We start from the raw sequence: 21,793 nt of genomic DNA on the forward strand, positions 1-21,793 counted from the left end.
GGTTTAATGAAAATATATTTTTCTGAATTCCATTGGGGTCATCCCTGTATTTGATTTAAAGAATTTTGAAAAATAGGCATAGTCAGAATACCCCAAGGTGTCCGCAACATTGGCTAGGTTGTCATTAGAATGAACGATCAAACGTTTAGCTTCTAACATGATGCGCTCAGAGATCAAGGTAGTTGTAGTTTTGCTGATGGTCTTTTGAACCACTCTGTTTAAGTGTTTGGTTGTAATACTTAGTTTTTCAGCATAGAATTTAGGTAATTTTTCGGTGTAAAAGTGTGCGTTAATTAATTTTTCCAGTCGCTCAAGTATATTCGCATAGCTGTTAGATCCTAATTTTTCTATAATAGTGTCGGCAGTATATGCACGCGTTAGTTCTATGTATATATAATGTATAAGACTAATGATTTTAGCTTCTCTAAGTAAATTTTCTTCTCTGTACTCTGTGAAAAGTTCTTGAAAAACAGTGGTTAGGTGTATCAGTTTCTCTTTAGATAATTGAAGCAAAGGCGGGTTTTGGTTGGAATAGTAAAAAGGAAAAGAATTTAAGGAATGATCCAAAAATTTTAGTTCATAGAATTCTTGAGAGTGAAAGAAAATATAACCTTCTGGTTGCGATTCAAATTTCCAAAAATGAGTTTGCCCAGGTTTTAAGAAGAAGACCTTTCCGGGTTCTATTGGGTAGGTGTCAAAATCTATTTCATGTGTGCCGGTGCCTTTGGTAAAAATAACGCACAAATAAAAATTATGGCTATGAGGTTTATTTATAAGATTCTTATTGATTTGAATATGGTCTGCAAAAGAGTTTACATAAAGACTGTGTAACGGCTTGTTTTTTAAAAACTGAATAATATGTAAAACGGGTATTTTCATATAAAATGTCTTAAAAATACAAATATATGCGCTTATGATACGACCGAAAGCTTTATTTTATGTCTTAATTTTGCAGTATAAAAATGGGGGTCATGAGTAAAGTGTTGAATGTTGTAAAATGCAAATGTCCTAATTGTAATGAGGGTAAGGTCTTTAGTGGGCAAGGAAATGTTCTTTTGTTTAAAATGCCGACAATGAATGAAAGGTGTTCCGAATGCAATTTTAAATTTGAAAAAGAAACGGGCTTCTTTTTTGGAGCTATGTTCGTTAGTTATGCCTTGGCTGTGGCACAAATGATAATAAGCCTTGTGTTGTTTTGGTATTTTGTAGATCTGTCTCCGTTGCGGGTATTTACTATTATTGCTTTGGTAACTATACTATTGAGCACTTTTAATTTTAGGCTATCAAGATCTATTTGGATTCATTTATTCTACAAACTTTAAAATATTGATTTAAGTAGGGTTTGTCATTTCTTTGGCAAGTTTAACTACTCTTTCTGTTATTCTATTAGGATCATTTTTTCTCCAGTTCATAAATAAGCTAATAGTCTCATCTAGCTCTATAAACCTAACGCCAATTGCATTTGAGAATTTATAGGATAACGGTAGTATAGAAATGCCTAGGCCTTGTGCTACAAGATTAATGATCATACCTCCAAAATCAGATTCAATAACAGTTTTTGGCTCAAAACCGTTTTTTTGAAAAAGACTTCTTAATAGTGAAGGGAAGTAAGTGTTTCTATGTAAGCCAGAAATAATGAATTTTTCATCTTGCAACACCTTTAAATCTTTTAAGGTTGTATTGGTCAACCAATGTTTCTCTGAAACAACAAGGCAGATAGGTTCAGTATGTAATTTATACGACATTATATGAGTGTTATTTATAGCATCTCTATTAAAAGCAATATCCGTATCATAATTGAGTAGCAATTTTTCATGGTTTTCATCTATAGGCTCAGTTAATTCTAGTTTTAAATCTGGTATGCTAGCGTTGATTTTACTTAAGAAAAGCGGTAGATAACTAAAGGCAATAGAGCCTGGGTAAGAAAGGGAAATATGGCCAGAAGTGCCTTGGTCTATCTTCTTTGCCTGTTTTTGAAAATGATCAAGGTCATTGATGGTAGTTGCCCATTTGTCCTTAAGGAAAATACCCGCATCGGTGAGTTTTACATTGCGTTTATCTCGTTTAAATAGTTGATAACCAATTTCTTCTTCCAATGATTGAATTTGTCTACTTAAGGTAGATTGAGATATGAACAATTTTTCTGCAGCTTTCCAAAAATGAAGTTCCGTGGCAAGGCTTAAAAAATATTTTATTTGCTGTGTAGTCATAATTAATGCAATTTATGCATTAAAAAGCTACAAATATGTATTTTTCATAAACCTTTAGAGTCATTTCTTTGCCTTGTGGATTTTTAAAATTATAGAGCTATGGGTATAGAAAACTTTGTAACCTTTATGGTATCGGCATTATTGTTTATAATGACACCTGGTTTAGACACTTTTTTTGTGCTGAACAAGTCTTTGGGACGAGGAAGAAAATCTGGAATACAAGCGGCATTAGGAGTAAATGTGGGCATATTAACGCATACTTTGTGTGCGGCAATGGGAGTATCCGTATTATTGGCCAAATCAGCTTTTGCCTTTGCCGCAGTTAAATATTTGGGTGCTGCATACCTTATTTATTTAGGGGTGGCAACTTATAGAAAAAGAACCGATTTTGATGGTTTAGAGCAATTGTCAACTAATGGTCAAAAGGTGAAAAGTGATTTTTGGTCAGGATTTTTGACTAATTCATTAAATCCTAAAGTTGCATTATTCTTTGTTGCTTTTTTTCCGCAGTTTATATCCGCCAACCAACTACATAACCCAATGCCGTATGTAATGTTAGGTGTAACTTATGCGTTTATAGGGGTGGTTTGGTATATTATTTTAACCTTGTTCGCAAGTGTTTTTTCTAACCAAATCAAAGAAAACCCTAGTTCAAGTAAACTGTTAAATAAAATAGGAGGCTTGGCATTTATTTCAATGGGTATTAAAATAGCCTTCTTTAAATAAACGATTATAAGTATTAAATAATCACCACTGATAGTTTGGGGTAACTACCTGCTGAAAGCCATGAATAGGGGAATTTGTACGCAAACTAATTTTATGTTCTCAGGTTAGGTGGTGATTTTTAAATTTTTATACCTTATTTTGAAGTCGAAATTTTGCACTGTTGCTTATGAATACTGATAAAAAGGGTATTAAACCAAATAAGATTCCTTGGCCAACCAAAAAGGCTATGCAACAAGTGTATGAAATGAATCTGTGGGGTAGTGGTACTGAAGATTTTTATTCGGGTGAAGGTTCTCATAAGCCGGAAATTGTAAAACCTTATATAGAGACATTAACTACTTTTTTAACTTCATTTGAAAACCCTATTTCCGTGTGTGATTTAGGATGTGGAGATTTTAATATAGGTAAAGAACTGGTAAGTTATACCAAGAATTATGTTGCCGTTGATATAGTACCCGAATTAATTACGTACAACAAGAAAAAGTTTAAATCAAAGAACGTAGAGTTTCAATGTTTGGATATTGCGGTAGATGACCTTCCTGTTGCAGATTGCGCTATCTTAAGACAAGTACTACAACATTTATCCAATACCGAAGTTCTTCAGATTACCCGTAAGTTAATGCAGTACACCTATGTTATTGTTACGGAGCACTTGCCAAACAAAAAGTTTGTTGCCAACATAGACATTATTTCGGGTCAAGGTACAAGGCTTAAAATGAAAAGCGGTATAAAGTTACAGGAGTCACCTTTTAACTTAAAAACAGTGAAGTCAAAAGAGCTGTTAAGGGTTGTTGATCAACACGGTGTCATTGTAACCACAGCGTATAAGTTGAGTTAATGTATTTTTATCATGCTATGCTCCATGGTCTTTATTCGGTTTTAATGGTAAAGGTAGCTGTTAGTCCAACGCAGAAATTTCTGGGTAATTTATGTACTCCAAATATTGCTCTTGAGTGTTGACCTTTTTCATTTAAAACCTTTACGAACAAATTAGATGCTCCATTGACAACATTTGGCGATTCGTCCCAGTTTTCTGCTGACTGAAAGTAGGCATCAAAATGATTTAAACCTATAATTTTATGAAAACCAATTTTACTTTCTGCTTGAGCCAATACATTTAAGGCGCATAGTTCCATAGCTTTATACCCTTGTTCGGTTGAAATCTCATTCCCTAATCTACCTTGGTATAAGAACTTTTCATTTAAAATAGGAAATTGAATGGCAATGTAAGCTATGTTATCTCTAATATTTACAGAAACATAATTGCCACCTGGTGTTGATATTGTAGGAAGTTCAAGTCCTAGATTTTTGAGATTTTCTTTAGGATCCATGTTTTAAATTTTGATGCTATTCTCTATAGTGATCACAATATAAAGTGAAAATCTTTTTTCCCCTTTATTGTAGAAAAAATAAATGTGTAAATGGTCTTTCTGGCGTTCAGGTTACATTAGGATGTCTTGAAAATAAAAAAAGATAACCCAGTTGAGTTATCTTTTTAAAATATTGCAATTATAGTGTTTTTAAGCCCTTGAAGTCAAAGATTTAAAGAATACAAACCCAAACCCTAGAAATAACATAAAATGGAATGGAAACAGTCCAAAATCATTTAATGGTATGGCGCTGTACATACCAAACATGAAGTAGAGCATTAATGCAAATTCCAATATCATATTGGGCGATAATTTTTTAGCTAGGTATTTGTTTCCCTTCCAACTTTGTTTTAATGAGCTAATGTTGAATTTTGGAGTACGTACAAATTCACTTCTTTTACCCATATGACCTTCAAGTACGGCAATGGTGTTATGTAAAGAGAACCCAAGCGCAACCGAGAAAAAAGTAAAGAAAATTCGTATATAATCTACAAAATTATCAAAGCCGCTACCTTGTATACTCTTATAGGTAAACCAATAACAGACAAACAATATAATGGTGCTTATCGTGAACAAGCTTAACAAAGAGAATACCCAATCCAAATGACCATAGGTATTTTTAATATAAAGCGATGGTATGCTTAATATAGCTACCAAAAACACACATAAGAACATGGAACTGTTCAACAAGTGCATAACTCCATGGAACTTGGTTTTAAATGGAATGTTCTTTGCGGTAATAACGCTCCAAACCGTTTTTCTAAAGTTCTCTGCCCCACCTTTGTTCCAACGAAATTGTTGTGAACGAGCGGCACTGATAACTACAGGTAGTTCTGCCGGGGTTTCTACATCTTCTAAATACTTAAATTTCCAGTTTTTTAACTGTGCGCGGTAGCTTAGGTCCAAATCTTCTGTGAGGGTATCTCCTTCCCAGTTACCGGCATCAAGAATACACTCTTTACGCCAAATACCTGCGGTACCGTTAAAGTTGATGAAGTGACCTTTACTGTTACGCCCTACCTGCTCTAATGTGAAATGGGCATCAAGAGCAAACGCCTGTATTTTAGTTAAAGTGGAATAGTCTCGGTTTAGGTGGCCCCAACGGGTCTGTACCACACCTATTTCTTCATCTTTAAAATAGATAACGGTTTTTTTAAGCCAGTCTGCAGCCGGTAAAAAGTCTGCATCAAAAATAGCGATGAATTCACCTTTAGCTATTTTTAATCCTTCTTTTAAGGCACCTGCCTTAAAACCAGATCGGTCTGTTCTTGTAATATGTTGTATATCTAGACCGGTCTCCTGTAATTTAGCTATACTTGCAGCGGTAGCTATTACGGTATCATCCGTAGAATCATCTAAAACCTGAATTTCCAATTTACTTTTTGGGTATTCAATTTTTGCGATGTTCTCTAAAAGCCTGTCCATTACATACTCTTCGTTAAATACCGGAAGTTGTATGGTTACGAACGGAATTTCTTTTGGGTCTAACAGGTTAAATTTTGGTGCCGTTTGGTTCTGTCTCTTTTGTGATAAATAATTGATCAACAGATTTAGCTGTGCCAAGCTGTAAAAGAAAATTAATAGTAAAGAAATACTATAAATTACGATGATGAAATATGCTAAAGCTAGTTCCATATTATTTAATACTGTATTTGAAGATCCACCCCAAAATTTTTATGCCAGCAAATATACTACCTTTTACGGTTCCTGATACTTTTGAGATACCAATTCTTCGTTTGTAACGTACTGGTACTTCGGTATATGTCATTTTTTTCTTAAGAACTTTTAGTTGCATTTCAACTGTCCACCCATAAGTTTTGTCTTCCATGTTCAATTCTTTGAGCTTTTCGTATTTAATTGCCCTAAATGGACCTAAATCCGTAAATTTTGCGCCAAAAAACAAACGCATTAAAAATGTGGCCAACCAGTTGCCAAAAACCTGTTGTGGGGTCATGGAACCCTCTTCTCTTAAACTTTTTTCTCTGGCACCTACTACAAAATCAATGTCATTTTCCAAAATTGGGGCAACTACCTTATCTAGCTCTTCCGGATAATCAGAATAGTCTCCATCAATAAATACGATAATATCTGGTTGTTTAGATTTTTTTGCCACATAATCTAACCCGTGCAAGCATGCATAGCCATAGCCTTTTTTGTTTTCTGTGAGTACCGTTGCACCCGCGGCTTTTGCATTTTTTACTGTGTCATCTGTAGAGTTATTGTTTACAACGATTATTTCAGATACCGTTTTGGGCAGTTCGTTGATGACATGTGCTATAGAATCTGCTTCGTTAAAAGCGGGTATAATTACCTTTATGTCTGTCATTATTTTAAATCAGATAAACTATTTTCATGTGTAAAGGCCCTAAAAGATGTCCATTCTTTAATTTTTTCTCCTTTACTATATTTTTCGGCAGATATGAGTTTTGCATCTTTATATTTTAAACAATATCCGTCCTTTATTCCCTTTGTTAATTGACATTTATGGTTAATACGCCCTTGTGGGTCGTAAAAGAGCCACCAACCAATTTCACTATTATCTTTAAACCGTCCTTCTTTAGTTCTAACTCTGTGTTCATCAAAGAAAAACCAATATTTGTCTTTTTTACCGTAAGAATAAAATCCTTGTTGAGATTTGTTTCCGTTAGGGTGGTAAAAAGTCCAGTAATCTGTTCTTGTATTATACCGCATCCATCCTTCACTTTCTATGGTGCCGTCATCATAAAAGTTACGCTTATAATGTTTGTCTTCGGGCTTTATAAAAGCTAACAATCCTAAACAGATCAATACGGCGTATGTGGGTTTTAATAGCTTCATATTATTTCATTTAATTCACTGGTTTCATACGGTATGCAATTTTACTTGCTATTTGTCCCTTTGTATGGTGTAGTGGTTTTTTCCCTTGTTTAGTGCAATATTTTTGCCGCCCCAAACCAGATTTCCGATCATATTGCTTGGAATGGTTATTACAGCGGATAACGTTTCTTTATTTTTTTCTAGTTCAAATTCAATATTCCCTTTTGATGTGGGGAGTAAACCTTTAATTTCATTTAGCTCACCAAAAGCAGGAACGATCTCAACTTCTTCAAAATCATTTTTTACGGACCGGATGCCCGCCAAATAATTAAAATAAAAATAGGCTGGTGATGCACTCCACGGATGAACCTCTGAACGTGTTGGTTTTTCTGTACTTTCAAAACGTTCTAGGGTAGTGGTCATATGATCGTTGATCATTTGCTCCCAAGGTTTTTGTGCAAGGTCGAATAGCTCTGGTGCACCTACTTTTTTTATCGCTTCAAAAAGATAAAAGCGATAGTAATAGGTAGCCTGTAATAAATCTTTTTCGGTTAAAATTTTCGACAATAAATCCTTTTGCTCTGACAATGGTATGGCATTGGTCAATATGGCCATGATATTGGTATGTTGATCATAAATGGTCTTGTCAGGTCTTTCAGCAAAGAGCTTTCTTTTGGCATCGTAACAATGTTTGTTGACCGATGCTATAATTTCTTGCGCTCTATTTTTATAGCTGTTATAGGTATGATCATCTCCTATTTCTTTAAAAAGTAGTGCGGCGTTCTGTAGTGCATGAACATAATGTAGGCTTACAACGGCAGAATTAAGACCATCATTTTTTGTTGCCGTACCACTGCCATTATTGGGTCCTGTATACCAATCAACGAAATAGCGATAGGGTGTTTTGTTTACCAAATTAAGCTCATTCATGTTCTTTTCAAAACCAGCTAAAGTATTGGTGATGCCGTCTTTGTAAGTATGTATAAATGCTTTGTCACCAGAGGTTTTATAATAATCGGCAATCATATCTACCCACACCAAAGAATAGGTAGGGTATATAAATGTGGAGCGCAGAGGATAGGCGCCCATTATATTGCCATCAGAATCCCTGGAATGATCAAATTGGCGAATGGCATTTTTGGTATGTGCCGTATTACCGCTCAATGCCTGCCAAATTAAAGCCTGTATTTTGGTATCGCCAACATATTGCATGGTCTCATAATAGGCATCGCTCAAAAAATAATCTTGTGTGCAGATATCTATAGTGCGTTTGCAGATATCAAAAATATCATTGTACAAGGTATTGTCAGATGTAAACTTTGCGATGGATGGTATGGTTGTTCGTGATCTATGATTTACAAACTTTTCTAAAATAAGTTCTTGGTCTTTGGTAGCTATTTCAAATGCTATAAAACGAAAAGTGCGCATCCAATTAGGAATAAATTTTTGAGCCACATTACCGTTAGAAATAACTTCATCGTAATACCCTAAAAGCTGTTTGTTTTCAATATTGTTTCGATCGCCTTTTTCATTGTTTTCACCAAAAAGATTCTCGGCATATTTAATAGTGATTTTGGCTGATTTTCCTTTGCTAAAAATCAGTTCAGGAAAACCGTTGGTAACATATTGTCGATCGATTAAAAAAGTAATATTCTTGTTTGGAGCAACTATAAGTTCACCTGATTTTGGGAAAGCGGTGTCAATAGGGTTACTTGACCTTACAATACTACCTACACGTTCTTCATCCCACGAAAGCAAAGGCAAATTACGAGGTTCTAACAAATAGGCAATGGAACCGCCCATGCTACTTGCATTCTCAAAAAAATCAACCTTTTTCCACCTGGAATCATCATAATCCAACGTTTCCCAATTTGTTGGGTAGTGGTTCATATCAACAATATCGGTTGGGTTGTTTGCATAGAATCCGCCAACGATCGCCTTTTCTCCATTACCTCTCCAAACCACTTCATTGGCTTTATACGATTGGTCTATAGTGCTTAGCCAATTATCATTGTTTCCAGTGGTATTGATAATCTTTGCATTGTTGGTAACGCCATTTACCATAACACTAGTAAATATGGACTGCATGCCTAAGAATCTCCTTTTTCCAAAATTGATGACCTTAACGGCGATAACGTTTTTGCCCTTGTTTAGATAGTCTTTTAAGTTTAAGGTTTCAAATTTATAGTGCTGAATGTCGCTTAATTGAGGACCGTGGGTAATAAAATGCCCATTTACATATAGAAAGTAATGATTGTCTGCAGAAATATTAATGATGAAATCTTCTTTAGAATCGGTGATATTGAAAGTGTTTCTAAATAACACTGCAGTGTCCTCTCCTCCTTTAATATCTGGGTGGCTAACCCAGCTGGCGCTTATATTTTCCTTACCATAAATTACCTCAGGATAATTAATTTCTTTTTGCCCCTGCAAATGCAAAGAGAGGAGAATTATGATAAAAAGAAAGCGATTCATTTTTAATTTCTATGGTGGTTATTACGTTGTAAAGGTCATGAAAGATTAGCTAAAACCAATCTTTCATGTTCTTTTTCCTAGATGATAACTTTGGGCACTTTCTAAATGACCCTACTGAATACCACTAGTTTTTGTTTACAAGATCCATTAAATCAACATCATTGCCCAACAAAACTTCTTTAGAGTCTATACGTCCTTTTTCTGGTCCGTTCTCTAATTTTAATACACCTCTAGGGCAAACAGCGGAACAGATACCACAGCCAACACAACTAGATCGTACAATGTTTGCGCCTTTTTGAGCGTAAGCACGTACATCTATACCCATTTCACAGTAGGTAGAACAGTTACCGCAAGAGATACATTGACCACCATTGGTAGTAATTCTAAATTTAGAGAACATACGTTGCTGAAATCCTAATATTGCGGCCATTGGGCATCCAAATCTACACCATACACGGTTTCCTAAAATGGGGTAGAAACCTGTTCCTATTACCCCGGAGAAAATACTACCGATCAAAAAGCTATAGGTAGAACGTAGGGTTTCTGCTTTAAAAATGAATATGTTTCCAGAGCCACTAAAAAAGTGCATGCCTATTAATACCGCTATTATGGTAAAATATCCAATAGCGCCATATTTGGCATCTTTCTCAAGTTCGTCTCTTTTGTAAATCATTACCCACGCAAATACAGCGGTTAAAATAATGGCAACGCCAGAAATAAACATGGTTTTTGTTAGCCAGTATTTACTGGTGTCGTTACCTAAATAAGAGTAGATTACCGCAGTAGTCATTAAGGTTACGAATACTACTACACTGTGTACTACCCAGCGCTCAACTTTCCAGGCGAATTTAGATTTATCACTTAATTGACGAAAAGAATCTCCAGCAGTTTCGGCCAGGCCACCACAACCACAAACCCAAGAGCAGTACCAACGTTTACCATATTTATAGGTTAAGAAAGGAGATATAACAAATATGGATATGATCCCAAAGAATAACATAGTCATACCTACACTGCCAGAATCTATGAAACCGTTAATACGGTAACGCTCAAAATTATAATAATTTAAGGGCCACATATTCTTAAGGTCATAATAGGGTAAATCACCGTTTAACCTTGCCATAATTTCTGGGATAAAGAATGCAAATGCCGTTTGAAAGAACATAACACTTACCGTTCTTAACTGTTCGTATTTATTGTGACGGTATTTCCAAATAAATTTAGCTCCAAAAGCCAAAATAGCTACGGTATATAGCGTACCATAAACAAACCATTGGCTGGCTGGGTTGCCACTTAAAGCTTTGCTCAACGGGTCAAATAATGCAATTAAACCAGTGTTGTCACCATCTTTTACTAGTCCTAAATATTGCGGATAAAAGTAAAGAACAATGTAGAATCCTGTTAAGGCGATACCTGCCATCCAGGCTAGTACACCTCTGCTGGACATTGATTTAAACCAAACCCCATCATTTTTTATCCCTTTATGTTTATGTGCATATGCAGCTTGTGAAAACCAAATAATTCCGGCAAAAATGGCAAGAATAGCTATTGAAAGCCATAGTGCACTATTGCCTAAATTTAAATTGAACAATTGTAAAATAAGAATGCCCATACCGGTCATACCTGTTATTACTGCCAATTTTTGGCCAGTGTTCAAAGCTTTTGGCGGTTCTCCCGCAAGTGACATACTTCTATTTAAATTACCCATGGTAGGTGTGTTTTTATTTTAATAATTGAGTTAGGCGATGCTGAAAATTCGTTTCCAACTTTTTTTCTTCGGATTAATGTTCTTGTTGTAATCGCTATTGTATTTGGCAACAATTGCGTCCTCATGTAGTTTGTAGAATTCCGGATCAAAGTTGGCATCTTTTAAGTAAGTCATTACATGATCAATATCTTTGTTCTCCGTTAACCATTGGTCAAAGATCTCATGTCTCATGCGTATGCCAAAAGTGTTGATACCTAAAAATTGATTAGTGTCTTTGTCGAACGCTACGGTAATACATATTTTTTCTTCGGGGTGTCTCCAATGAAAATGCTGTTCAGTTTCTTTTTTGCCTCGTTCACTAAACACCCATCCGTAAGTTTGGTACTCCACATCTAAAAATTTAGCAGAGTTGAACCAGTGACCGGGATTATACTTTCTTGGGTTTCCACAAATAGTCTGTGCTAGGGTTTCGCCCATCATTCTACCAGTATACCATACGGCCTCTATAGGTCTTCTGCTACCTATGCCTTCATGTTGCTCTGCACAATCGCCAATGGCGTACACGTCTTTTATGTTGGTTTCTAAAAATCTATTTACTTTAACACCTCTGCCTATTTCTATGCCAGAATCTTTTAGAAAATCTATATTAGGGGCAACACCAGCAGTTAGGCCAACAACGTTACATTCAATGGTTTCACCTTTATCTGTAACAACAGCTTTGGCATGACCGTTATCATCGGCAATAATTTTTTCAAGATTAGTGTCTAACTGTAAATCTATATGGTGCTCTATTATGTGTTCGTTGATCATTGCGGATTCTCCTGCGGGTAGCACACCGTTCCAAAAACTTTTTTCACGAACTAAAAAAGTGACCGGTATTTCTCTAGAACGCAACATTTCTGCCATTTCTATACCTATAAGTCCGCCACCAACAATTACCGCTCTATTACACACCTTGTTGTTAGGGGCATTTTTTTCTAGCATTTCAAGATCTTGTTTGGAATACAGTCCTTGTACACCTTTTAAATCTTGACCGGGCCAGCCAAACTTGTTAGGTTTTGAGCCGCTTGCAATTACCAATTTGTCATAAGAAACGGTAGAACCTCCTTTTAAAAGTAATTTTTTAGAATCGGTGTCTACTTTTTCAACAAAACCGTTCATAAGATCAATTCTGTTCTTTTTCCAGAACCAGTTCTCATAAGGTTGGGTATGTTCAAATTTCATGTGGCCCATGTAAACATACATTAGGGCTGTTCGCGAAAAGAAATAATCGCTTTCTGCAGAAATAATAGTAATTCTTTTGTCCGATAGTTTACGAATATGTCTAGCTAAAGTGACCCCAGAAATGCCATTACCTATAATTACAATATGATCCATAAAATGATTTTGTTGGTGGTTGTGTCGGTATTAAAGGTAATAACTTAACAGCTACATTTTAATTTAGAAAGATTATAAACTTGTTATAACTCTGTGATACTTTTAATCGTAGTTTGCGTTTTAATGAAATTAAAACGTCTTTGTAACATCCAGAAAATCAGTGATTAATTGAGACGTAAGTATTGAAAAAATCGTTGAAAAATATTTTTTTGTTTGTATGGTTTTTAAAAAATGACCGACTTAAACAATCTCAAAAGCAATTTTAAATTAAGATTACCATGAAAAAAACTATTATACCTTTTTTGTTCATCCTTTTTGCTGTAAGCAGTATAACGGCACAAGATTTAACTACTTTTTTTAGCAAAAGCGATAGCTTTTTTAAAGCCAATGTAGTGAACGGCAAAGTGAAGTATGCCGCAATTAAAAATGACACAAAAAGTTTAAATGAGGTTTTGGAAATAGCAAAGGGTATTTCGGTTTCTAAATCTGATGCTATACAATACCAAGCCTTTTGGATCAATGCTTATAATTTATTGGTCATAGACGGTATTGTAAACAATTACCCATTAAAATCACCATTGGATGTTCCTGGATTTTTTGATAAAACTAAACATGAGGTTGGCGGTAAATCCATAACCTTGAACGGTATAGAGAATAATTTGCTGAGAGCGGAATTTCCTTCTGAAGCAAGATTTCATTTTGTATTGGTATGTGCAGGTTTGGGTTGCCCTCCTATTATAAATACGGCATATAAACCGGCTACATTGAACAGTCAATTACAAAAACAAACGGTTTTGGCATTGAACAACCCCAATTTTATAAAAGTGAATAAGAATAAGGTACAAATTTCACAATTATTCGAGTGGTATAAGGGAGATTTTGAACAAAAAGGAAGCACCGTAGATTTTATTAATACCTACAGAAAAGAACAATTACCAGAAAAGGCAAAGGTATCTTACTATCCTTATGACTGGTCTTTGAACGAAACCAAATAATCAATTTAGAATTTTTAAAAAAAACCAAAGATGAGAGTTTCAACAAAAACGATATTTTCAATAGTTTTCTTTTGCTCAATAATATCGGGCTTTGCCCAAGATAGTTTGCAGCAGAAAAGTAATATTCAACAGTATACACCTTCAAAATTGGTAGGTAAGGGTCAGTATGATGTAAAATGGTTCAACAATTTATACACACAGACCAAAAGTACTTTTACAGACGGTACTGAACCTAGACAAACCTTTTTTACCTCTACGTTAGAAGGATATACAGGTGTAGGAACCAATAAACGATGGAATATAGGTGCTATTTTAGAATTTAGATCTAACGTGATCGGTGATAGAAGTGCTACTGATGTTTTTAAATTTGATGGCGAAAATAACACGGCTAGATCTGGACTTACCTCCATTGCACCATCTGTAAAGTTTGTGCCAATAGCATCGGTAAGTAATTTTTCCATACAGAGTTCTTTCTTTATTCCGTTGGTAGATAATGAAACTGAAAACGGGGTTTTCCTAGATCAAAAAGGTTACATATGGCAGAATAGATTTTTCTATGACTATACTTTTCCGGGAGACAAATGGCAACTTTTTAGTGAAATAAACTCAGAGTTGAGTTTTGGTGATAAAGAAGAAAGCTTTGCCAATAATAGTTTAAACCTGACCCCAGGTTTGTTCTTGAGCTATTTTCCTTCTAGTAAATTCACAGTTTTAGCTTTGGCGCAACATTCTCAACGATTGGATTTAGGTAACAATTTTGCACAAGATTTCACTGCCATTGGTGGTGGTGCAAAGTATCAGTTAACAAGTGCCTTGAACCTAGAATTGCTGTATACTAATTTTGTACGCGGTAGTAATACCGGTTTAGGACAAACATTTAATCTAGGGTTAAGAGGTATTTTTTAATTTTTATTTGAGTGTTTCTTAAAAGAGTCTATTGTTGTAGGGCAATTAGACTCTTTTTTGGTTTAAATCATGTTGTTTTTAACTAAAATTGATTCCGTACTTAATTTGTTCTATATTGAGAGTCAAGATGAAATGTCCTTATGGTTAATGACTTAAATACCTCAAAATGTAAAGGTATGCTGTTGGTTGTTGTAGTATTGTTTTTAGTATGCTCATCTGCGTATGGGCAAACCAATGTGGTAAGTCAACTGCAGATTTCAGGTACAAAGCGGACTAAGATTTCTTTTATTGAAAAGCTGGTTGCCTTAAAGAAAGGTATGGGGTTAGATTCTGTAGTAATGGATCAAGATATTCTCCGTTTAAAAAAACTGCCCTCAATATCTCACGCATATTATAAGGTGAATTTATTGCCTAGTGACCAATGTATTGTGCAGTATGTTGTAGAGGAAAATTTTACTTTAATACCATTTGCCAATCTGTTTAGTTCTTCCAATGATAATTTCGCATTTAGGGTAGGGCTGCAAGAATTTAATTCCTTTGGTCAAAATATTACTTTAGGAGCGTTTTATCAGTATGATAATTATAGTTCTTTTGGGGTAAGTGTAAGGGCACCTTACTTGGTTACCAGTAAGCTAGGTCTAGCATTAAACTATAATAATTTTACAACACTAGAGCCGGTGTTTTTTGAAAACGATACCGCAGATTATAGGTATAGTAATACAGGATTTGAGCTGTTGGCGTTGTATGAGTTCAATTTATTCAACAGAATGGAATTTGGTTTCAGTTTTTTTACTGAAGATTATGCGTATGTTGACGGTGCTACCAGTGCAGATGTTCCATTGAACTTAAATGTTGATAAGCATTTGTTCAAATTTATTTATGATTATAACGGGTTGGACTATTACTATCATTATTTAGACGGATTTAGAAGTCAACTAAATTTTCAGTACGTAGGTAGTACCGATGATAATTTACCTGAATTTTTAATTGGTTTTAACGATTTCACCTTTTTTAAAAGAATTGGAGAACGGGGAAATTGGGCCAATAGATTGCGTTTAGGTTTGGCAAGTAACGTGGACAGTCCGTTCGCTCCTTTTACCGTAGATAATAACTTAAATATAAGAGGTGTAGGCAACACTATAGATAGGGGTACCGCTATGATTGTGCTGAATACGGAATACAGGCAAACCATCATCGAAAAAAATAAATTTGTGCTACAAGGAAATTTCTTTATTGATGGTGGAACATGGAGAAACCCGGCTGGTGGGTTTGATGACTTATGGAAAAGTGAAAACCTTAGAATTTACCCAGGTGTAGGGCTCAGGTTTATGCACAAGCGCATTTTCAATGCAATATTTAGAATAGATTACGGCTACGGAATCACAAAAGACGGAGACAATGGTATTGTCTTTGGTATTGGTCAATATTTTTAGCAATCTTTGTGTCTTTATGAGAGGTCTTCCGCAAATTATGGCATAGACCTTGCTTTTGGTACCAAGATGAATTACAATAATTTTACCATAGTAGTATGTATGTTATTAAGTGTTTTTTGCTTTGGGCAAGATTCATTAAAAACTATTGTTGCAGAACCTGGTGACGGTATATTGTCACTGTTAAGAAAGCAAGGTGTTGATCCCTATGAAGTGTTCGATGAATTTGTGTTGTTGAACAATGATAATTTACGCGATAGTGTACATCTTATTGCGGGTAGAACATACATTATGCCAGCTGTAAAATTAGATACTGTGGCAATTGTAGATTCCCTGCAGATACAATCTAAGGAAATTAAGGAATTGGAAAGTGTTTCTTACGATATATTTGGTGAGAAACATAAAAATGTCATTGAGAAAAGTGAGCGATTAAAAGGTACTATATATTATTTAGTGAGCGGTCATGGCGGTCCTGATCCCGGGGCAATGGGCATATATGCCGGTAAGGCCATTGCAGAAGATGAATACGCATATGACATAACCTTGCGTTTGGCAAAAGAATTGCTTTCCCATGGTGCAAAAGTCTATATTATTATACAAGATCCCAATGACGGTATTAGAGATGATTTTATTTTAGAGATCGATCATGATGAGGTGGCTTATTTAGACAAAACAATACCTTTAAATCAAGTTGCGAGATTAAAGCAGCGTGTAGAAATTGTAAATGATTTATATAAATCTAATAAAGGCAACTATCAAAGATTGATAGTTACGCATGTAGATAGTAGAAGTGAGGGGCAGAACATAGATGTGTTTTTTTATCACCATGAGCATAGTAAAAATGGTAAAAGGTTGGCGCAAAGTATTCATAAGACCTTTGAAGCCAAGTATAAGAAATACCAACCAAACCGAAGCTACTCTGGTACTTTTGAGGATAGAACCTCTCTTTATTTGGTAAAAAAGACTCACCCTGCTATGACCTTTATCGAAATTGGAAATATTAGAAATGCAAAAGATCAAGTAAGGATCGTAGATCCAGATAATAGGCAGGCATTGGCAAAATGGATCAGTGAAGGGGTGTTGCTGGATTATGAAGGGGAATAGAACTACTACTAACTGTCTAAATTGTTCTGCTTTAAAAAAAACCTTTACGGTTGTTATGTCCGTAAAGGTTAATATATAAGATTGCAATTAAATTAGTAGATACCTAGTTTAAATCTGCTACTAAAACATCCCAATTTTGAAATTCTCCTTCTGCCACTTCTTCTTGTTGACCGTATAGAATATATATTTTTCCATTGATTACGGTCATAGAATGAATGGTTTCATTTTCAGAACTTGTTAGGTTAGTGCTCAATTCAGTGAATTCATTGTTTAATGTATTGTACACCCCTAAATAAGGATCATTGTCAACCTGAGTTAAAAATCCGTCAGGGTTACCATCTGCATCGGCATCATCTGTAAATGTTTTAATTTGTCCTCCCACAATTATTAAGTTTTCATGTTTACCGGTGAAGGTAAAATGGACAGATGATGGCATGGTTTCAGTGCTCAAATCCCCTGTTTCAAAATCATAGATATAAATAGTATTTTTTGCATTTTGACCAACGAACTCTTCTGTACCGCCAAAAACATATAGTTTGTTTTGGACGGTTTCTGCGCGGGCGCCACTTCTAATTTCTGGCATGGTAGTTTCAAGAGAAAGTGATGAATTAAGATCATCCCATTTATAAATTTCATTACCAACATTTTGTGTGTCGCCAAGAGATCCGCCTACGATAAAAATTTCGTCGTTTATTACGGCAGACCCATGTCTAGATAATGCAATCTGACCTTCATAAGAAGCACTGGTAGGATTTGTCTGTAAGCCTAAATCATATGTATTTATATATTGCCCGCCAACTACTTTTAGTTTATTGTCTATAATATGAAGTTGTTTTGAAACAAAATCTCCTTGAAAAAATAATTGATCAGTGAGGTTGCCGTTTTCAAGATCGAATTTTGAGACACGTTCTGGATTCATGGAATCTGAACCTCTCATGCCATCTTCCCTGGTTACAATATAGATACTATTGCTGCTATTTGATCCTGTCATTCCTGGGGACATCCCGCTAACTGCATTTGATGGATAGGTGAAAGCAGGTGAAAAAGATAATGTTTTGGTAGGTACTTGTACATAGTCCTCCACTGTTTTTGGGCTAAGTATAATATCAATAGTTGATGAACCTTCGCCTAAAACGGTTCCTGTAATTGTATTTTCGTCTACATAGGTAAATGTAAAACCAGGGCTTTCCAAGTTAGCGCTACTTTCACTAACAAAATCAAAGGATGTTTTAAAAGGAGATTCATAATAATCTACCAAGGTTTCCTCTATTGTTGTAGCCTCGGTTTCAATGAAATTTCCTGGTCTCCATTCTAATGTACCGTTAAAGTCTGTTTTAGAACCTGCAAATACTTCATTGATAAAAATAAGCTCGTCGTCAATAACATTAAAATTATTTGAAATATTAAAAGTCCCTGAATTATTGGTCAAAATAGCTTCAGTAATTTTCCATGTTTGTTGATTTCCATTTGTAAGGGAGTTTATGACAGTTTCCCTTTCTTCGGCTAAAACAACTGTGGGGTCTGTAACTTCCTCTTCTGGCTCTTCAATCTGTTCTTGTTCTTGTTGTTCATTTTCGGTTACCTCGGTTTCGTCTTTATCACAACTGATAATAAAAAGAGTTAATACAGTAAAGAAAAAGTGCTTTAATACGTTGGTTTTCATTTTGGTATAGTTTTAAATTAACATTTATAAATGTAAAATGGTAGATACCGGAGAACAATACCCGTTATTGGGTAATTTTAAAACTTAGACCTACTTATAGTAACTAATAGGTGTCGTAAATTTTTTTAAAATGTGAAGAAATAAAAAGGCGCCAATAATTTAAGCGGCTATATGTTTTAGGTAATATTGGTATAGGTCTTTTGGATTTGCACCTAAACGATGTTTTAAGTGGATTATGCCAAAATGATACTGTAGTCTAATCATGCCACGTTCTTCGTACCTTCTGGCAGAAGTGGTTACAGCAGAAGAAATTACCTTAAATGGTTTTAGTTTATAGACTCTCTGAATAAATTCATTGTCTTCATACACAATATAGCTTTCATTAAAACCATCCAGAAGGTGAAAAAGTTTACGGGTAATGAAAAGTGATTGATCACCACCTCTACAAATGTGGTGGTTTATACGGGTGCACCAAGAAAAGAATTTTAAAAACCTACTGTTGCTGTTAAAGCGCATTTGAAAGCATCCTACTTCAAATCCTTTTTTGAATTCTTGAATGATCTCTTTGTCAAAACTCTCTGGGGGTAAAGTATCAACATGTAAAAAATAGAGAATTTCACCGTTGGCGTTTGTAGCACCAAAGTTCATTTGTGCAGCACGCCCTTTTTTGCTTTTTAATACTGTGGCTCCGTATGCTTCAGCATTGGTAATTGTTTGGTCCGTGCTACCGCCATCAATTACTAATATTTCTTTAATGCACTTGGTTCGTGCATTGGCAGAAATGGAGAAAAGCACATCTTTAATGTACTTTTCTCCATTTAATACCGGTATAATAATGCTAATGGTTGGCTGTGGGGTACTCATAAATCAATACTTGCTAACTTATGGTAGTCAAATACTGGAGTACCTTACAATTGCTTGATCAATTCCTTGAATAATTTCACCATTTTTGGTTCTGTTTTTTCGGCAATGGAGATAATTTCACCTATATCAACAGGTTTTAGGTTATCTGGGTCGCACTCATCGGTCAAAACAGAAACGGCCACTATGGGTAATGATAAGTGATTGGCAACTATGACCTCTGGTACGGTACTCATACCTACTGCATCTGCTCCTATCAATTTGATCATTCTGTATTCTGCCCTAGTTTCCAATTGAGGTCCTACAACAGATGCATACACACCGCTTTTCAATGAAATGTCATGCTCTTTTGCAATGGCGGTAAGTTTGTTGCGCATATCCACATCGTAAGGTTCGGACATATCTGCAAAACGTTCGCCAAATTCACTTACACCTTTAAATGCCAATGGAGAGCCTCCTTGAAGGTTAATATGATCTTCTATCAACATCATATCTCCTTTCTTAAAATCTAAATTTACCGCACCAGCGGCGTTAGAGATGAACAGTTTTGAAATACCTAACATATGCATTACGCGAATAGGGTAGGTAATGTCTAGAAAGTCATACCCCTCATAAAGGTGAAAACGACCTTGCATGACCACAACTTTCTTTCCGGATATGGTTCCATAGACTAATTTTCCTGTATGAAATTCCACGGTGGCCAATGGGAAAAATGGAATGTGGTTATAATGGGCATCTATGGGATCTTCAATACTATCTACTAATTTTCCTAGTCCTGTGCCCAGTACAATACCAATTTCTGGGTTGTCAAAACCTTTGTTCTTAAGGTAAGCTACAGACTCTAAAAGTTCTTCTTTCATCATTTTGTCATATGTTTTAAAAAAGGGGCAAAGGCTTCAATATCCTTTATATCCTCATAATAATCAACGTCGTTTTTTGTTTCTAAAAGGGCGGTTGTTTCATTTTTCAGGTCCGCTAAGGTGTCCTTTAAAACGGTTTCCGTTCCCCATGATTTATTTTTAAAAAGTTCGGGCATAAATTTTTTCATGCCCAATAAATAATATCCTCCATCTTCTGCGGGACCTACTACAAAATCGTTTTTCTCTAAAGCCTTAAATGCATCTTCTAAATCATCTTGAGAAAGGTCTAGCATATCACTGCCAATGATAATGATTTTTTGATATTCGTTTTGAAAACCTTCTTGAAAGGCATTTGCCATGCGAATGCCAAGGTCATCGCCTATTTGTATTTTTTTATCAAACTTAGAATTGTCCCAAATATCGTTATTCCAAATTTCTTCAGAGTAATACACCTGTTTTTCGGCATAAAGGTTTTTGGTAATGGCTACCGTATGCGCTAATAAGAATTTGTAAATATCAAATGCTGCTTGGTCACCTACAGTTGCTGCTAAACGCCTTTTGCCTTTACCAAGTTCTGGGTTTCTGGTAAAGATCAGCAAAAGGTTGTTTGAGTTTGCGAGAGTGAAATCTATAATTTTCTCGTCTTTTTCCGTCTTATTGTTTTGTAATATTCCCAATCTGATTCTTTAAATTTTCCTAACTCCTAACTCCTAACTCCTAACTCCTAACTCCTAACTCCTAACTCCTAACTAGTACACTTTAATTCCTTCTTGTAAAAGTTTGCCCCAATGCTTGCTAAAAGCATGAACACTATCGGTAGGTATTTCTTTGTCGTTAAAAACTTGTCCGCCTTTATTTTTCCAATCAAAAATTCCTCCATAAAGATTTAGAATTTTGGTATACCCTAATTCTTTTAATTTCTCTCCAATATCTTCTGAGCGAACACCAATAGAACAGTATACTATAATAGGTTGTGTTTTGTCAGGTAAAGATTCTAGAACTTTTTGCTCGTCAAATGTTTTGTATCCTACCCAAATGGCATTTTTTAGGTGACTCACCTCAAATTCTTCTTTTTCCCTTGTATCTAAGTATGCAATAGAATCGGTAATCGGTAGATTATCAAAATATACATAGGGTATAGTGCCTTGGTTCCAAGAGTTCAAAGCCTTTGTAATTTTGTCTTGTGCTAAGCTTTTATTGGACAAAGGTAAGAGAACTACAAAACTGAATATTAATTTAAAAATTAGTATTTTCATCCTTACAAAGGTACTATAATAAGGTTTTAAGAAGTACCAATATAAGAGTGAATTTA

At 35.2% G+C, this 21,793-nt stretch carries 21 protein-coding genes; 7 read left to right on the forward strand and 14 right to left on the reverse strand.

The features are described from left to right. Positions 1-3 precede the first annotated feature (3 nt). Positions 4-879, reverse strand: a complete 876-nt coding sequence (locus I600_RS13320; RefSeq protein WP_058105022.1) for a helix-turn-helix domain-containing protein — start codon at positions 877-879, stop codon at positions 4-6. A gap of 194 nt (positions 880-1,073) precedes the next feature. Here I600_RS13320 and I600_RS13325 point away from each other — a divergent pair, with 194 nt between their 5' ends. Next, positions 1,074-1,322 (forward strand): DUF983 domain-containing protein, encoded by a 249-nt coding sequence (locus I600_RS13325; RefSeq protein ID WP_244745288.1) that lies wholly within the window; start codon positions 1,074-1,076, stop codon positions 1,320-1,322. 9 nt (positions 1,323-1,331) lie between these two features. Here I600_RS13325 and I600_RS13330 read toward each other — a convergent pair whose 3' ends face one another. Continuing rightward, complete coding sequence (locus I600_RS13330; RefSeq protein WP_058105023.1) at positions 1,332-2,210, reverse strand: LysR substrate-binding domain-containing protein; 879 nt, start codon at positions 2,208-2,210, stop codon at positions 1,332-1,334. 99 nt (positions 2,211-2,309) lie between these two features. Here I600_RS13330 and I600_RS13335 point away from each other — a divergent pair, with 99 nt between their 5' ends. Continuing rightward, positions 2,310-2,936: a LysE family translocator gene (locus I600_RS13335; protein WP_058105024.1), complete on the forward strand. Its 627-nt coding sequence runs from the start codon at positions 2,310-2,312 to the stop codon at positions 2,934-2,936. A gap of 166 nt (positions 2,937-3,102) precedes the next feature. Beyond that, the gene (locus tag I600_RS13340; RefSeq protein WP_058105025.1) at positions 3,103-3,774 is read left to right on the forward strand and encodes a class I SAM-dependent methyltransferase; all 672 of its coding nucleotides are present in this window, start codon (positions 3,103-3,105) and stop codon (positions 3,772-3,774) included. Between the two features lie 31 nt (positions 3,775-3,805). Here the strand turns inward: I600_RS13340 and I600_RS13345 are convergent, their stop codons facing one another. The 7 genes from I600_RS13345 to I600_RS13375 all read right to left on the reverse strand — a co-directional run bounded on the left by I600_RS13345 (position 3,806) and on the right by I600_RS13375 (position 12,662). Continuing rightward, complete coding sequence (locus I600_RS13345) at positions 3,806-4,267, reverse strand: RidA family protein (protein WP_058105026.1); 462 nt, start codon at positions 4,265-4,267, stop codon at positions 3,806-3,808. Positions 4,268-4,456: 189 nt separating this feature from the next. Continuing rightward, positions 4,457-5,941, reverse strand: coding sequence for a cellulose synthase family protein (locus I600_RS13350; RefSeq protein ID WP_058105027.1), 1,485 nt, complete (start codon positions 5,939-5,941; stop codon positions 4,457-4,459). A gap of 1 nt (position 5,942) precedes the next feature. Beyond that, positions 5,943-6,632, reverse strand: coding sequence for a glycosyltransferase family 2 protein (locus I600_RS13355; protein ID WP_058105028.1), 690 nt, complete (start codon positions 6,630-6,632; stop codon positions 5,943-5,945). Then, complete coding sequence (locus I600_RS13360; RefSeq protein WP_245188886.1) at positions 6,632-7,123, reverse strand: toxin-antitoxin system YwqK family antitoxin; 492 nt, start codon at positions 7,121-7,123, stop codon at positions 6,632-6,634. Before I600_RS13360 ends, I600_RS13355 begins: the two co-directional genes overlap by 1 nt. A gap of 48 nt (positions 7,124-7,171) precedes the next feature. Then, positions 7,172-9,577, reverse strand: coding sequence for an alpha-L-rhamnosidase-related protein (locus tag I600_RS13365; RefSeq protein ID WP_082642968.1), 2,406 nt, complete (start codon positions 9,575-9,577; stop codon positions 7,172-7,174). Between the two features lie 124 nt (positions 9,578-9,701). Beyond that, the gene (locus tag I600_RS13370; RefSeq protein ID WP_058105030.1) at positions 9,702-11,285 is read right to left on the reverse strand and encodes a 4Fe-4S binding protein; all 1,584 of its coding nucleotides are present in this window, start codon (positions 11,283-11,285) and stop codon (positions 9,702-9,704) included. A 30-nt stretch (positions 11,286-11,315) separates the two neighbouring features. After that, positions 11,316-12,662 (reverse strand): NAD(P)/FAD-dependent oxidoreductase, encoded by a 1,347-nt coding sequence (locus tag I600_RS13375; RefSeq protein ID WP_058105031.1) that lies wholly within the window; start codon positions 12,660-12,662, stop codon positions 11,316-11,318. Between the two features lie 278 nt (positions 12,663-12,940). Between I600_RS13375 and I600_RS13380 the strand changes: the two genes are divergently transcribed. The 4 genes from I600_RS13380 to I600_RS13395 all read left to right on the forward strand — a co-directional run bounded on the left by I600_RS13380 (position 12,941) and on the right by I600_RS13395 (position 17,097). Then, a complete protein-coding gene (locus I600_RS13380; protein ID WP_058105032.1) occupies positions 12,941-13,657 on the forward strand; it encodes a DUF547 domain-containing protein in 717 nt (238 codons plus the stop codon). A 30-nt stretch (positions 13,658-13,687) separates the two neighbouring features. After that, entirely contained in the window at positions 13,688-14,563 is an 876-nt protein-coding gene (locus I600_RS13385; RefSeq protein WP_058105033.1) for a hypothetical protein, read from the forward strand. A 176-nt stretch (positions 14,564-14,739) separates the two neighbouring features. Next, on the forward strand, positions 14,740-15,996 hold the full coding sequence (locus tag I600_RS13390; RefSeq protein ID WP_058105139.1) for a BamA/TamA family outer membrane protein: 1,257 nt from the start codon (positions 14,740-14,742) through the stop codon (positions 15,994-15,996). Between the two features lie 99 nt (positions 15,997-16,095). Then, positions 16,096-17,097, forward strand: coding sequence for an N-acetylmuramoyl-L-alanine amidase family protein (locus I600_RS13395; RefSeq protein ID WP_245188887.1), 1,002 nt, complete (start codon positions 16,096-16,098; stop codon positions 17,095-17,097). 103 nt (positions 17,098-17,200) lie between these two features. Here the strand turns inward: I600_RS13395 and I600_RS13400 are convergent, their stop codons facing one another. The 5 genes from I600_RS13400 to I600_RS13420 all read right to left on the reverse strand — a co-directional run bounded on the left by I600_RS13400 (position 17,201) and on the right by I600_RS13420 (position 21,737). Continuing rightward, positions 17,201-18,760, reverse strand: coding sequence for a Kelch repeat-containing protein (locus I600_RS13400; RefSeq protein WP_058105034.1), 1,560 nt, complete (start codon positions 18,758-18,760; stop codon positions 17,201-17,203). Positions 18,761-18,919: 159 nt separating this feature from the next. Beyond that, entirely contained in the window at positions 18,920-19,624 is a 705-nt protein-coding gene (locus tag I600_RS13405) for a TIGR04283 family arsenosugar biosynthesis glycosyltransferase (protein ID WP_058105035.1), read from the reverse strand. 44 nt (positions 19,625-19,668) lie between these two features. After that, positions 19,669-20,484, reverse strand: a complete 816-nt coding sequence (locus tag I600_RS13410; RefSeq protein WP_058105036.1) for a purine-nucleoside phosphorylase — start codon at positions 20,482-20,484, stop codon at positions 19,669-19,671. Then, the gene (locus tag I600_RS13415) at positions 20,481-21,158 is read right to left on the reverse strand and encodes a TIGR04282 family arsenosugar biosynthesis glycosyltransferase (protein WP_082642969.1); all 678 of its coding nucleotides are present in this window, start codon (positions 21,156-21,158) and stop codon (positions 20,481-20,483) included. Before I600_RS13415 ends, I600_RS13410 begins: the two co-directional genes overlap by 4 nt. 72 nt (positions 21,159-21,230) lie before the next feature. After that, complete coding sequence (locus tag I600_RS13420; protein ID WP_082642970.1) at positions 21,231-21,737, reverse strand: rhodanese-like domain-containing protein; 507 nt, start codon at positions 21,735-21,737, stop codon at positions 21,231-21,233. Positions 21,738-21,793: the final 56 nt, after the last annotated feature.

The organism is Maribacter dokdonensis DSW-8 (assembly GCF_001447995.1).
GTDB lineage: Bacteria > Bacteroidota > Bacteroidia > Flavobacteriales > Flavobacteriaceae > Maribacter > Maribacter dokdonensis.

Excerpts from the sequence above, each read along its gene's own strand:
- I600_RS13320 (WP_058105022.1), bottom strand. The coding sequence starts at position 879 with ATGAAAATACCCGTTTTACATATTATTCAGTTTTTAAAAAACAAGCCG.
- I600_RS13325 (WP_244745288.1), top strand. The coding sequence starts at position 1,074 with ATGAATGAAAGGTGTTCCGAATGCAATTTTAAATTTGAAAAAGAAACG.
- I600_RS13330 (WP_058105023.1), bottom strand. The coding sequence starts at position 2,210 with ATGACTACACAGCAAATAAAATATTTTTTAAGCCTTGCCACGGAACTT.
- I600_RS13335 (WP_058105024.1), top strand. The coding sequence starts at position 2,310 with ATGGGTATAGAAAACTTTGTAACCTTTATGGTATCGGCATTATTGTTT.
- I600_RS13340 (WP_058105025.1), top strand. The coding sequence starts at position 3,103 with ATGAATACTGATAAAAAGGGTATTAAACCAAATAAGATTCCTTGGCCA.
- I600_RS13345 (WP_058105026.1), bottom strand. The coding sequence starts at position 4,267 with ATGGATCCTAAAGAAAATCTCAAAAATCTAGGACTTGAACTTCCTACA.
- I600_RS13350 (WP_058105027.1), bottom strand. The coding sequence starts at position 5,941 with ATGGAACTAGCTTTAGCATATTTCATCATCGTAATTTATAGTATTTCT.
- I600_RS13355 (WP_058105028.1), bottom strand. The coding sequence starts at position 6,632 with ATGACAGACATAAAGGTAATTATACCCGCTTTTAACGAAGCAGATTCT.
- I600_RS13360 (WP_245188886.1), bottom strand. The coding sequence starts at position 7,123 with ATGAAGCTATTAAAACCCACATACGCCGTATTGATCTGTTTAGGATTG.
- I600_RS13365 (WP_082642968.1), bottom strand. The coding sequence starts at position 9,577 with ATGAATCGCTTTCTTTTTATCATAATTCTCCTCTCTTTGCATTTGCAG.
- I600_RS13370 (WP_058105030.1), bottom strand. The coding sequence starts at position 11,285 with ATGGGTAATTTAAATAGAAGTATGTCACTTGCGGGAGAACCGCCAAAA.
- I600_RS13375 (WP_058105031.1), bottom strand. The coding sequence starts at position 12,662 with ATGGATCATATTGTAATTATAGGTAATGGCATTTCTGGGGTCACTTTA.
- I600_RS13380 (WP_058105032.1), top strand. The coding sequence starts at position 12,941 with ATGAAAAAAACTATTATACCTTTTTTGTTCATCCTTTTTGCTGTAAGC.
- I600_RS13385 (WP_058105033.1), top strand. The coding sequence starts at position 13,688 with ATGAGAGTTTCAACAAAAACGATATTTTCAATAGTTTTCTTTTGCTCA.
- I600_RS13390 (WP_058105139.1), top strand. The coding sequence starts at position 14,740 with ATGCTGTTGGTTGTTGTAGTATTGTTTTTAGTATGCTCATCTGCGTAT.
- I600_RS13395 (WP_245188887.1), top strand. The coding sequence starts at position 16,096 with ATGTTATTAAGTGTTTTTTGCTTTGGGCAAGATTCATTAAAAACTATT.
- I600_RS13400 (WP_058105034.1), bottom strand. The coding sequence starts at position 18,760 with ATGAAAACCAACGTATTAAAGCACTTTTTCTTTACTGTATTAACTCTT.
- I600_RS13405 (WP_058105035.1), bottom strand. The coding sequence starts at position 19,624 with ATGAGTACCCCACAGCCAACCATTAGCATTATTATACCGGTATTAAAT.
- I600_RS13410 (WP_058105036.1), bottom strand. The coding sequence starts at position 20,484 with ATGATGAAAGAAGAACTTTTAGAGTCTGTAGCTTACCTTAAGAACAAA.
- I600_RS13420 (WP_082642970.1), bottom strand. The coding sequence starts at position 21,737 with ATGAAAATACTAATTTTTAAATTAATATTCAGTTTTGTAGTTCTCTTA.